This is a genomic window from Pseudomonas sp. o96-267, assembly GCF_003935465.1.
GTDB classification, from domain to species: domain Bacteria; phylum Pseudomonadota; class Gammaproteobacteria; order Pseudomonadales; family Pseudomonadaceae; genus Aquipseudomonas; species Aquipseudomonas sediminis.
Genome location: NZ_RHQP01000014.1, coordinates 97,296 through 109,219 on the forward strand (window position 1 = coordinate 97,296; position 11,924 = coordinate 109,219).

The following is an 11,924-nucleotide window of genomic DNA, read 5'->3' on the forward strand; positions in this document are numbered from 1 at the left end:
GCGCGTCAGGCCCCGGCAGTGGCCTGCAAGCCCGCCAGCAGCAAGCGCTGATAGAGGGCTTCACGCACCCCATCCGGCGCCTCCAGACTCATGCGTCGCAAGTGTTCGGGATAGGCGCCTGGCTCTGGCGCATCGAGCGTGGCCTTGCCCAGCGCCAGTACTTCGGTCAGACGCAGCTTGCTCTTGAGCCAGCTCAGCGCCCGCACCAGGTCCTGCTCCACCGCGCTGAAATCGCTGCCTAGCGGGTATTCGGCGAACAGCTGCGAATGTTCTGCACGCAGAGCCTCCAGCCGCTCGGGCAGGTTGTTGCAGAAGCGCTCATCGAGCCGGAAATCCGCCGGCAGCTTGCCGACCTGCTGCGCCTGCTCGATCAGTTCGCTCTGAAAGCGCGAATCGCTGACCTTGAGCAGCGCCTCGATCACCTGGGCGTCGGTCTTGCCGCGCAGATCGGCGATGCCGTACTCGGTTACCACGATGTCGCGCAGGTGCCGCGGGATGGTGGCGTGGCCATACTCCCAGACGATGTTCGAATTCACCTCGCCGCCCGACTCGCGCCAGCTGCGCAGCAGCAGGATCGAGCGCGCGTCCTCCAGCGCATGGGCCTGGGCGACGAAGTTGTACTGGCCGCCTACGCCGCTGAGTACGCGGCCGTCTTCCAGTTGATCAGCCACCCCCGCGCCGAGCAGGGTCATGGTGAAAGCCGTATTGATGAAGCGTGCGTCACGGCGCTGCAGACGCTTGAGCTCCTCTTCGCCGTACAGCTCGTTGATATAGCGAATGCCGGTCATGGCAAAGCGCTGCCGTTCAGCACCATCCAGCTCGCGCAAACGTCGGTAGAAGCTTTCCGGGCCGAGAAAGAAACCGCCATGCAGCACCACGCCGCCCTGCGCGCAGCCGAGACAGGACTGCAGGCGAGCCTGCGTCTGGGGATCACTGAGATCCGCGGCGACGCGACTACCGTCAAGCAACTGCAGCTCGCCCGCCTGCAGTCGTATATCACCGCGCAGCAGGCCGCTATCGAGCAGCCAGGCCAGATCGCTCGACTGCAAGGTCGCTGGCAGCCCTGCGTCGACCAGCGCCTGAACGCTGTGTGGCCGATCCTGTTCATCCAGCGCACCACCACAGGCCAGACGCTGCAGGCGCAGATCCGGGTAAACCCGGCGCCGTAGCAGGCCGGCCTCGGCCAATGCCAGCAAGCCGTTGACGAACATTTCACTGCAGCCATACAGCCCGTGAGCGAGCGGTTCGAGACCGCCACAGGCGGCAATCTCATCCACCCAATCATCAACGCGTAACGCCTGCAACAGCGCGCGGTAGTGAACATTGTCGGCCTGCCTGGCCATCAGTGCCGCCGCCAGGGCATCACCCATCGCGCCGATGCCGATCTGCAGGGTGCCGCCGTCACGCACCAGGGTGCTGGCGAACAGGCCGATGCAATGATCCTGCAAGGTCACGGGCATGTTCGGCGTGGAGAACAGCGTGGTGCGCTCGTCCTCGCCAATATGGATATCGAAGGTATCGCGCGACACCTGGGCATCACCGGCCATGTAGGGCAGGTCACTGTGGATCTGGGCGACGCTGAGCACGGTTTCGCCAGCCTCGCGGCGCTTGTCCAGCAGCGGCAGCAGATCAAGGGTGATGTCCGGGTTGCAGCTCAGGCTGAAATGCTCGGGGTGCGCTGGGTCAACGGCCACCAGCTGGGCGACCAGATTCAGGCCCTTGGCATTGAGGTCACGGGCGACATGGCTGTAGTTGCTACTGATGTAGTCCTGCTGCGCCGGCTCGCATTCGAGCAGGCTGCCCGGCTGAAAGAAGAATTGCTCGACGCGCACGTTGGCCGGCAGGTTGCCGGCGTGCAGATCGGCGAGAAAGTCCAGCTCGGGATAATCGCCGTAGACCCGGTCAACGAAGGGTTCGAGAAAGCGTCGCTGCAAGTCCTGGCCGGCACGCGGGCGCGCCAGGCACAGCGCGGTGTAGATGGTCAGTTGCCGCTCGGGCAGATTGCGCACGCGTTCATAGAGCGCGTTTACCCAGCGATTGGGTTTGCCCAGACCGAGGGGCAGGCCCAGATGAATCGGCCCGTCGATCTCGCTCAGCACGTGGTCGACGGCTTGTTCGAGGGTACAGGTGTGCGGCATCTGGCGCTCCTCGCGACATCCATGACGAATGCTGCTTGGACTACTGAGCCAGCGGCATGGTTGCATGCCACCGCCAGAAACGAAAAAACCGCCCAGAGGGCGGTTTTTTCAGGGAAGCGGCGAGTCTTACAGACCGGACATCTTCTTGATCGCTTCGCGCAGTTCGTCATCCGAGCAATCAGCGCAGGTGCCTTTCGGCGGCATGGCGTTGATACCGGAGATCGCAGCGGCGAGGATGCCGTCGAGGCCGCCCTGGTGATCGGCACGATCTTTCCAGGCAGCGGTGTCACCGATCTTCGGTGCACCCAATACACCAGAGCCATGGCAGGCATTGCAGTGCTTGGCGATGATGTCGTCAGCGGTACGTGCACCACCACCGGCGGATGCAGCGACGGTTTCGACGCCCTTGCACTCTTCGCCCATGATGCACACGTCGCCTACAGGCTTGAGGCGCTCGGCGATAGCTTCATCGGTCGTGGCCTGAGCAGTCACTGCCCACAGGGCCAATACGGCAGCCGGTACTGCCAGCATTTTCTTCATCAGATTCACGGTACACCCTCTTCGTGGCTAGTCACGCCCGCGGCCACGGTTTCGCGAGCGGGCGTCAGTATAACGGCAAGCGCGGCCCACCGAAACAACCCATATTGTCGCAGGGTTATTGATCAGAAGTTCGCGGGCGTCGTGGCACTGATCAAGCGCGCCGGCACATCGAACGGGTTGCGGAAGCGATGCGGTTTGCTGCTCTCGAAGTAGTAACTGTCGCCCGGCTCGAGGATGAACACCTCGTTGCCCACGGTCAGTTCCAGTTTGCCTTCGACCAGCATGCCGGCTTCCTCGCCCTCATGGGCGTACATTTCGTCACCGGTATCGGCGCCAGCCGGATAGGTTTCGTCGAGGAAGGAAATGGCGCGGCTCGGATGAGCCTTGCCGATCAGCTTCATGGTGATGGCGCCACTGCAGATATCGGTCAGCTCGGAGGCCCGGTAGACCACCTGAACCTGGTTCTCCTGCTCCATGTCGAGGGAGAAGAACTCCACCAGCGACATGGGAATGCCGCCGAGCACCTTTTTCAGCGAGCTGATCGAGGGGCTCACGCTGTTCTTCTCGATCATGGAAATGGTGCTGTTGGTGACGCCCGCCCGCTTGGCGAGTTCACGTTGGGATAGGCCTTTGAGCTTACGAATCGATTGCAGTCGAACGCCGACGTCCAATGCTGGAATCCCCCTTGGGATATGAGACGGAAAAGTGTCCGTATCATGGCATAGCGTTCGGAATTTACAACACTTGCGTTCACCCTTCGCCTACACGGCCCACATGCTCTTTCGAAAATCCTCGAGCTAGAGCCGTTCGAGTCAGCAATTGGCGCGCCGTGGAGTGCACAGCGCAAGTGGCCTTCCGATCCGGGCTCAGTTGCCGAGATAGAGCAGCGGCACCCGTCGCAGGTTGCAGAAAATCTGGTAGGGGATGCTGCCCGCGGCCATGGCCACGTCGCTGGCCAACACCTGCTTGCCCCACAACTCGACACGACTGCCGAGACCGGCTTGCGGCAGATCGGTCAGGTCGACGGTGAGCATGTCCATCGACACCCGGCCGATCAGGCGGGTCAGCTGACCGTCCACCAGCACTGGCGTACCGGTCGGCGCGTGACGCGGATAACCGTCGGCATAGCCCATGGCGACGACACCGACGCGGGTCGGCCGCTCGGACACGAAACGCGCGCCATACCCTACTGGCTCGCCGGCCGGTAGCTCACGCACGCTGATGACCTTCGACTCCAGGGTCATCACCGGGCGCAAACGCGCGGCCTGCTCCTGAGCCTGCTCGAACGGAGTGGCCCCGTAGAGCATGATGCCGGGGCGCACCCAGTCACTGGGCACCTGCGGCCAGCCAAGCACGGCCGGCGAGTTGCGCAAGCTGACCTCGGCGCTGAGGCCTTCGCGCGCCTGCTGGAACACCGCCAGTTGCTCACTCGTCCGCTCGCACTCGGGCTCGTCGGCGCGAGCGAAGTGGCTCATCAGCACGATCTTGCTGACCTTGCCGCTGGCCAGCAGACGCCGATAGGCGGCCTGGTACTCGGCCGGATGCAGGCCGACGCGATGCATGCCGCTGTCCAGCTTGAGCCAGACGGTCAGCGGCTTGCTCAGCTGGGCCTGTTCGATGGCCTCGATCTGCCACTGCGAGTGGGCGACGCACCACAGGTCATGCTGGTCGATCAGCGCCAGCTCATCAGCCTCGAAGAAGCCCTCGAGCAGCAGGATCGGCGCCCTGATGCCGGCCTCGCGTAACGCCAGCGCTTCTTCGATGCAGGCCACGGCAAAACCATCGGCCTCGGCTTCGAGTGCCTGCGCGCAACGCACCGCTCCGTGCCCATAGGCATCGGCCTTGACCACGGCCAAAGCACGAGCGCCGCTCATTTCGCGGGCCAAACGGTAGTTATGACGCAGGGCGTCGAGGTCGATCAGGGCACGGGCGGGGCGCATGGTTCGTTTCTCTCAATCATTCGCTGAGGCGACGATTTTTCGTAGCCCGGTGACATCCGGGCTTATGCCGACAAATCGCCATTCAAAAAAACCCCGGCGGGGGAGCCGGGTGAAAAGCCAACACAAAAAAATTCCGGGAGAATTTTTTGACGTCGCTTGCGACGGCCCGGAGGGTTGCCGCCATGGATGGCAGACAACAAAAAGCTGTGGCCGCCTCAGACAGCAGCCACCACACACATTTCCACCAGCACTTCGGGCTTGTACATCTTCGCCTCGACGCAGGCACGCGCAGGCGCGTTGCCGTCAGCGACCCAGGCGTCGTACTCGGCGTTGAGGCCGTCGTAGTCGGCCATGTCCTTGATGAAGATGGTCAGCGACAGGATCTTGCTCTTGTCGCTGCCACCCTCGGCCAGCATCTTGTCGATGTTGGTCAGGGTCTGGCGGGTCTGCTCGCGGATGTCACCGTCGAAGTCATCAGCCAACTGGCCGGCGAGGTAGATCGTGCCGTTGTGGATCACCACTTCGCTGTAGCGTTTGGCCACATGCAGGCGCTGGATCGACATAGGGGTAAAGCTCCTTGGATTGCGAAAGCGCGAAGGCTATCAGGTGCGCAGCGGCTGCGGTGCTGCTTGCACTTCACGCGCCTTGCGCGAGTAACGCGAGATATCCAGGCCATCGGCGCTGATCTGCGGGCGCTTGTTGGCCATCAGGTCGGCGAGCAGGCGACCGGAGCCGCAGGCCATGGTCCAGCCCAGGGTACCGTGACCGGTGTTGAGGAACAGGTTGCGGAAGGCGCTGCCCCCCACGATCGGCGTGCCATCAGGCGTGGCCGGACGCAGACCGGTCCAGAAGTCGGCGCGTTGCAGATCGCCGCCTTCGGGGTAGAGGTCGGAGGTGATCATCTCCAGGGTTTCGCGACGACGCGGATTGAGCGACAGGTCGAAACCGGCGATCTCGGCCATGCCACCGACGCGGATGCGGCCATCGAAACGGGTGATCGCAACCTTGTAGGTCTCGTCGAGAATGGTCGAGTTCGGTGCCATGTCCGGGTTGGTGATCGGCACGGTCAGCGAGTAGCCCTTGAGCGGGTAAACCGGAGCACGAATGCCCAGCGGCTTGAGCAGTTGCGGGCTGTAGCTGCCGAGGGCAAGTACGTAGCGGTCGGCAGTTTCCAGCTTGCCGTCGATCCACACGCCATTGATGCGATCACCGACGGCGTCCAGGCGTTGGATGTTCTGGCCGAAACGGAACTCGACGCCGAGCGCCTTGGCCATGTCAGCCAGTTTGGTGGTGAACATCTGGCAGTCACCGGTCTGGTCGTTGGGCAGGCGCAGGGCACCGGCCAGCTTGTGCTTGACGCCGGCCAGGGCCGGTTCGACGCGGGCGATGCCGTCGCGGTCGAGCAGCTCGAACGGCACACCGGAAGCTTCCAGTACGGCGATGTCCTTGGCGGCAGCGTCGACCTGGGCCTGGGTGCGGAAAAGTTGGGTGGTGCCGAGCTGGCGGCCTTCGTAGGCGATGCCGGTCTCGGCACGCAGCTCGTCGAGGCAGTCGCGGCTGTACTCGGACAGACGCACCATGCGCTCCTTGTTGATCGCATAGCGGCTGGCGGTGCAGTTGCGCAGCATCTGCGCCATCCACAGGTACTGGTCGACATCGCCGGTGGCCTTGATCGCCAGCGGGGCGTGTTTCTGCAACAGCCACTTGATGGCTTTCAACGGCACGCCCGGCGCAGCCCATGGCGAAGCGTAGCCCGGAGAAACCTGGCCGGCGTTGGCGAAGCTGGTTTCCAGCGCCGGGCCGTTCTGACGGTCGACCACCACCACCTCGAAGCCCTGACGGGCGAGGTAGTAAGCACTGGCGGTACCAATCACACCGCTGCCGAGAACCAGAACACGCATGTTTTTCTCCCCGCCGCGCCCAAGGCGCGTGCGTTACAGGCCATTGTTGTCGATGGGCGCAGTATAGGAAGAGCCGTGCAGTGCTTTTCACCATATACACAGCTATATTTGGCGAGAATTCTTGGCAAAAAGCCGTTTTACAGAGGCGGATTCCCCATGAGAACCCAGCATCAGAGTCGTCGTGAACTGGACAAGATCGACCGCAACATCCTCCGTATCCTGCAGGAGGATGGGCGCATCAGCTTCACCGAACTGGGCGAGCGCGTGGGGCTGTCGACCACGCCCTGTACCGAGCGCGTACGCCGCCTGGAGCGCGAAGGCATCATCATGGGCTACCACGCCCGCCTCAATCCGCAGAACCTCAAGGCCAACCTGCTGGTGTTCGTCGAGATCAGCCTGGACTACAAGTCCGGCGACACCTTCGAGGAGTTCCGCCGCGCCGTGCTCAAGCTGCCGCACGTGCTGGAGTGCCACCTGGTGTCCGGTGACTTCGACTACCTGGTGAAGGCACGCATCAACGAGATGGCCAGCTACCGCAAGCTGCTCGGCGACATCCTGCTCAAGCTGCCGCACGTGCGCGAGTCGAAGAGCTATATCGTCATGGAAGAGGTGAAGGAAAGCCTGGCGCTGCCGGTGCCGGAGTGAATCTGTAGGAGCGAGCTCTGCTCGCGAAGCTTTTACGTGGCATGGTTCGCGAGCAGAGCTCGCTCCTACGGGATGGTTGATCGTTCCCACACCCTGCCGGACGTTTTGCGCCAGCCTGCTGCATGCGGCAAGTTATGGCGCGAAGCGCCACTGCAGGGGCTACCCACAGAGCATGGGAGCCATGAGCCTAGACGAGTCGCTGGCGAGTGGTGGCGATCAGCCGGTGCACTTGACGCTCCACCGCCGGTTCGATCGGCAGCTCCGGCCCACGCCCATGCGGGCAAGGCAGGCGCGGTGTCGTGCCGAACAGGCGGCAGATCAGCGGCCGCTGGTCGTACACCTCGCAACCGTTCGGTCCCAGGTGCACGCAGTTGTACTCGGCCAGTGCTGCATCATGTTCGGCATCGCTTTTGACCGGCAGGCGCGCCAGCTCCTCAGACGAAGCCGTGACCGGCCCGCAGCAATCGTGACAGCCGGGCACACAGTCGAAGCGCGGAATCTGTCGACGCAGGTGATCGATCTTGCGGTCTGTGCAGCTCATACGCGGGCGCCTGGCAACGAAGGCGACAGTTTACCGCGCCATGCTGGCGCCTGCCCGCAGGCTGACGGCCAGTCCCCTCAAAGACGCATTGGCTATACGCCGATCCGCGAGCGGAGCACGCCACATCCTGCTGTCCCGCGTGTTTTTTCCGACTGACACTTGGCGCCGGACGGATCACGCGCTTATGCTGCGTTGAATTTTCCACACAACAAAATCAGGATTTCGCACATGAACGCCCGCGTTCAACAGCCCGTCCACAGCCCTCAGCACGCTGCCTCCTACTACGCCGCCAGCGTCAATCGTCAGCAGGCCTACCCGCCCCTGGGCGGTGAGCTGCAGGTGGACGTGTGCATCGTCGGTGGCGGTTTCAGCGGCCTGAACACCGCTATCGAGCTGGCTCAGAAAGGCCTGTCGGTGGCGCTGCTGGAAGCGCGCAAGATCGGCTGGGGTGCCAGCGGGCGCAACGGCGGGCAGCTGATTCGTGGCGTCGGCCATGATGTCGAACAGTTCGAATCGGTGGTCGGCAAGGAAGGCGTGCGTCAGTTCAAGCTGATGGGGCTGGAGGCGGTAGAGATCGTGCGCAACCGGGTCGAGCAGTTTCAGATCGATTGCGACCTGACCTGGGGTTATTGCGACCTGGCCAACAAACCGGCGCACATGGACGGCTTCGCCGAAGACAAGGCCGAGCTGGAAAGCCTCGGCTATCGCCACGAAATGCGCCTGGTACCGAAGGAGCGCATCCGTGAAGTGGTCGGCTCCGACAACTATCACGGCGCCATGATCGACATGGGCTCGGGCCACCTGCACCCGCTCAACCTGGCGCTCGGCGAAGCCGCCGCCGTCCAATCGCTGGGCGTGCAACTGTTCGAAGAGTCGCCGGTGACGCGCATCGACTATGGCAGCGAGGTGCGCGTGCACACGGCCAACGGCCAGGTACGCGCCAAATACCTGGTGCTGGCCTGTAATGCCTATATCAACGACCTCAATCCGACACTCAGCGGCAAGGTGCTACCGGCCGGCAGCTACATCATCGCCACCGAGCAACTCTCCGAAGATCAGGCCCGCCAGCTGATCCCGCAGAACATGGCGCTGTGCGACCAGCGTGTGACCGTGGACTACTACCGCCTTTCAGCCGACCGCCGCCTGCTATTCGGTGGTGCCTGCCACTATTCCGGGCGTGATCCGGCCGATATTGCCGGTTACATGAAACCGAAGATGCTCAAGGTGTTCCCACAGCTGGCCGACGTGCGCATCGACTACCAGTGGGGCGGAATGATCGGCATCGGTGCCAACCGCATGCCGCAGATCGGCCGACTCAAGGATCAGCCCAACGTCTTCCACGCCCAGGCTTATGCGGGCCACGGCGTCAACGCCACGCACCTGGCCGGCAAGCTGCTCGCCGAGGCCATCGCTGGTCAGGAAAGTCGCGGCTTCGACCTGTTCGCCCAGGTGCCGCACATGACCTTCCCCGGTGGTAAGCATCTGCGCTCGCCATTGCTGGCACTGGGGATGGCCTGGCATCGCTTGAAAGAATTGCTCTAGGCGTAGACAACAATCGCGGCTGAAGCCGCTCCTACCCATAGTCCGCACCGTTGTAGACCCGGACTGCATCCGGGCTACAGCTTCCAGAACGGCAGGCTCGCCTCGCGCTCGGCCTGGGCGCGGCTGAGGCCGATGTCGCGCAGTTGCTGGTCGTTGAGCTTGAGCAGCACGCGACGAGTGTTCAGGCGCCGCCAGAAGGCCGGCCAGTCGCGGCCGAAGTAGCGAACCTCGCCCTTGTGCCTCGTAATCCGCACGGCCTCACCCACCGCTACGAAATCTGTATTGCTGAACCCAGTCATGGTTGTTCTCCCGTTGTCTTCTGTCATGGGAGATCAGAATGCCGTCAGAAGAAAAGCCATGACAGATTCAAAAAACTCTTATTAACTCCATACAGATTCCGCACATTTTCCCCTGAATGGGAATTTTCGCACTGATCTGTACTGGTCTCAGTTAATACACCCTGGACGAACCGGACGACTGTCATGACGCTCTATCTGAACCTGGCTGAGTTGCTTGGCACCCGCATCGAGCAGGGGCTGTACCGCCCCGGCGACCGTCTGCCGTCAGTACGCAGTCTGAGCCAGGAGCATGGCGTCAGCCTCAGCACGGTGCAGCAGGCCTACCGCCACTTGGAAGACATGGGCCTGGCCTCGCCGCGGCCGAAATCCGGCTACTTCGTGCCATTGGGACGACAGATGCCCGCGCTGCCGCAGATCAGCCGCGCGGCGCAGAGGCCGGTGGAAGTTTCGCAGTGGGATCATGTGCTGGAGCTGATCAGCAGCTCACCGCAGCACGACATGCTGCAGTTGGGCCGTGGCCGCCCGGATATCAGCGGCCCGACGCTGAAACCGCTGCTGCGCAACCTGTCGCGCCAGGCGCGTCGGCAGGACCCGGACGTGCTGACCTATGGCGGTATTCGCGGCGACATCCGCCTGCGCGAACAGATCGCCCGGCTGATGCTCGACTCCGGTTGCCAGCTGGCCGCCGAAGACCTGGTGGTCACCACTGGTTGCCACGAAGCACTGTCAGCGGCTGTGCGCGCCATCTGCCAGCCCGGCGATATCGTTGCTGTCGACTCGCCGAGCTTCCACGGTGTGATGCAGGCACTAAAGGGCTTCGGCATGAAGGCGCTGGAACTGCCCACCGACCCGCTCACCGGGATCAACCTCGACGCTCTGGAAATGGCCCTGGAGCAGTGGCCGATCAAGGCCATCCAGCTCACGCCGAACTGCAACAACCCGCTCGGCTACATCATGCCCGACGCCAACAAGCGCGCCCTGGTCGCCCTGGCGCAGCGCTTCGACGTGGCCATCATCGAGGACGACGTCTACGCCGACCTCGCCTACAGCTACCCACGGCCGCGCAGCATCAAGTCGTTCGATGAGGACGGCCGTGTACTGTTCTGCAGCTCCTTCTCCAAGACCCTGGCGCCGGGCCTGCGAGTAGGCTGGATCGCACCGGGGCGCTACCTGGAACAGGTGGTGCACATGAAGTACCTGGGCACCGGCAGCACCGCACAGCTGCCGCAGCTGGCCTTGGCCGAGTTCCTCAAGGACGGGCACTACGAACCGCACCTGCGGCGCATGCGCGCGCAGTACCTGCGCAGCCGCGACCTGATGGTGGATTGGGTCAGCCGCTATTTCCCGGCCGGCACTCGGGTCAGCCGCCCGCAGGGCAGCTTCATGCTCTGGGTGGAGATGCCGCAGGGCTTCGACAGCCAGAAGCTCAATCGCGCGCTGCTGCCGCACAAGATCCAGATCGCGCCGGGCAGTATCTTCTCGGCAGCCGGCAAGTACCGTAACTGCATCCGCCTGAACTACGCCGAACCGCCGAGCGACATGATCGAGGCGGCGGTGAAACAAATCGGTGCGACCATCGCCGAGTTGATCGAAGAAGCCGACCTGCAGCACACGCAGGATCTCGGGCAGTGGCGCTGAGCGGATTCAGGAGCGCGCCGCTTCCATCTCGCTGAAGGCCCCGCGCTTGCTCGCCAGGATGATGAACACGAACGCGCCAGTAGCCATCATAAGTGGCAGCGCATGGCCGCTTAGCCACTGGCTGACGGCGCCTGTGGTGAGTGGCCCGATCAGGCAGCCCAGCCCCCACAACTGGGCGACGTGAGCATTGGCACGCACCAGTTCGTCATCACGATAACGCTCGCCGATCATGATCAGCGACAAGGTGAACAGGCCACCGGCACTGGCGCCAAAGGCCACCAGCACTGGCCAGATCACCGGCGTGTGCAACAACGGTGGAATGGCCAGGCTGGATACCAACAGCACGCAGCCGCATGCGCGGAACAGCATTTGCCGCGACATGCGGTCGGCCAGCCAGCCGATGGGAAGCTGCAGCACCGCATCGCCGACCACAACCACACTGACCATGAACAGCGCCACTTCCTGAGTGAAGCCCTGGCGCAGGCCGTAGATCGGCAACAGGGTCAGCATCATCGCCTCGAAGGCGGCGAACAGCATCACCGCCCAGGCAATCGCCGGCAACTTGCGGCAGAACACCAGCAGGCCACACCCAGAAGCGCTGTGCGCATCCACCTTGGGGGGGCGGGGGCGGGGGCGCGGGGGGGGCCCGCCCCCGCGCCCCAGGCCCCCCCCCCGCCCGCCACCCGGCGCGGATGAACAACTGAAGATGGCCCCCGGACAACCAGTGTGGGGAGGGGGGG

General features: G+C 63.5%; 12 protein-coding genes. 3 read left to right on the forward strand and 9 right to left on the reverse strand.

All coding sequences use genetic code 11. The annotated features are described in order from the left end of the window. Positions 1-5: 5 nt before the first annotated feature. The 6 genes from EGJ86_RS11975 to dadA all read right to left on the reverse strand — a co-directional run bounded on the left by EGJ86_RS11975 (position 6) and on the right by dadA (position 6,519). Positions 6-2,138 (reverse strand): acetyl-CoA hydrolase/transferase C-terminal domain-containing protein, encoded by a 2,133-nt coding sequence (locus EGJ86_RS11975; RefSeq protein WP_125835245.1) that lies wholly within the window; start codon positions 2,136-2,138, stop codon positions 6-8. A 126-nt stretch (positions 2,139-2,264) separates the two neighbouring features. After that, positions 2,265-2,687: a cytochrome c5 family protein gene (locus EGJ86_RS11980; protein WP_099524757.1), complete on the reverse strand. Its 423-nt coding sequence runs from the start codon at positions 2,685-2,687 to the stop codon at positions 2,265-2,267. 113 nt (positions 2,688-2,800) lie between these two features. Continuing rightward, positions 2,801-3,349: a cupin domain-containing protein gene (locus tag EGJ86_RS11985; RefSeq protein WP_099524758.1), complete on the reverse strand. Its 549-nt coding sequence runs from the start codon at positions 3,347-3,349 to the stop codon at positions 2,801-2,803. A 195-nt stretch (positions 3,350-3,544) separates the two neighbouring features. Further along, positions 3,545-4,618 (reverse strand): alanine racemase, encoded by a 1,074-nt coding sequence (gene alr / locus EGJ86_RS11990; protein WP_125835246.1) that lies wholly within the window; start codon positions 4,616-4,618, stop codon positions 3,545-3,547. Positions 4,619-4,833: 215 nt separating this feature from the next. After that, complete coding sequence (locus EGJ86_RS11995; protein ID WP_125835247.1) at positions 4,834-5,181, reverse strand: RidA family protein; 348 nt, start codon at positions 5,179-5,181, stop codon at positions 4,834-4,836. A 39-nt stretch (positions 5,182-5,220) separates the two neighbouring features. Further along, positions 5,221-6,519, reverse strand: coding sequence for a D-amino acid dehydrogenase (dadA, locus tag EGJ86_RS12000; protein WP_125835248.1), 1,299 nt, complete (start codon positions 6,517-6,519; stop codon positions 5,221-5,223). Between the two features lie 156 nt (positions 6,520-6,675). On the opposite strand from dadA, the gene dadR reads away from it, so the two are divergent. Further along, a complete protein-coding gene (gene dadR / locus EGJ86_RS12005; protein ID WP_017678280.1) occupies positions 6,676-7,164 on the forward strand; it encodes a transcriptional regulator DadR in 489 nt (162 codons plus the stop codon). Positions 7,165-7,351: 187 nt separating this feature from the next. Here the strand turns inward: dadR and EGJ86_RS12010 are convergent, their stop codons facing one another. Further along, on the reverse strand, positions 7,352-7,705 hold the full coding sequence (locus tag EGJ86_RS12010) for a YkgJ family cysteine cluster protein (RefSeq protein ID WP_125835249.1): 354 nt from the start codon (positions 7,703-7,705) through the stop codon (positions 7,352-7,354). A gap of 228 nt (positions 7,706-7,933) precedes the next feature. Between EGJ86_RS12010 and EGJ86_RS12015 the strand changes: the two genes are divergently transcribed. Continuing rightward, positions 7,934-9,247: an FAD-binding oxidoreductase gene (locus EGJ86_RS12015; protein ID WP_125835250.1), complete on the forward strand. Its 1,314-nt coding sequence runs from the start codon at positions 7,934-7,936 to the stop codon at positions 9,245-9,247. A 74-nt stretch (positions 9,248-9,321) separates the two neighbouring features. Here EGJ86_RS12015 and EGJ86_RS12020 read toward each other — a convergent pair whose 3' ends face one another. Next, positions 9,322-9,546 carry a DUF1127 domain-containing protein gene (locus EGJ86_RS12020; RefSeq protein ID WP_125835251.1) on the reverse strand — a complete coding sequence of 75 codons (225 nt, stop codon included), beginning with the start codon at positions 9,544-9,546 and terminating at the stop codon, positions 9,322-9,324. 183 nt (positions 9,547-9,729) lie between these two features. Between EGJ86_RS12020 and EGJ86_RS12025 the strand changes: the two genes are divergently transcribed. Beyond that, positions 9,730-11,184: a PLP-dependent aminotransferase family protein gene (locus tag EGJ86_RS12025; RefSeq protein ID WP_125835252.1), complete on the forward strand. Its 1,455-nt coding sequence runs from the start codon at positions 9,730-9,732 to the stop codon at positions 11,182-11,184. 6 nt (positions 11,185-11,190) lie between these two features. Here the strand turns inward: EGJ86_RS12025 and EGJ86_RS12030 are convergent, their stop codons facing one another. Then, entirely contained in the window at positions 11,191-11,847 is a 657-nt protein-coding gene (locus EGJ86_RS12030) for an MFS transporter (RefSeq protein ID WP_372237967.1), read from the reverse strand. Between the last annotated feature and the right edge of the window lie 77 nt (positions 11,848-11,924).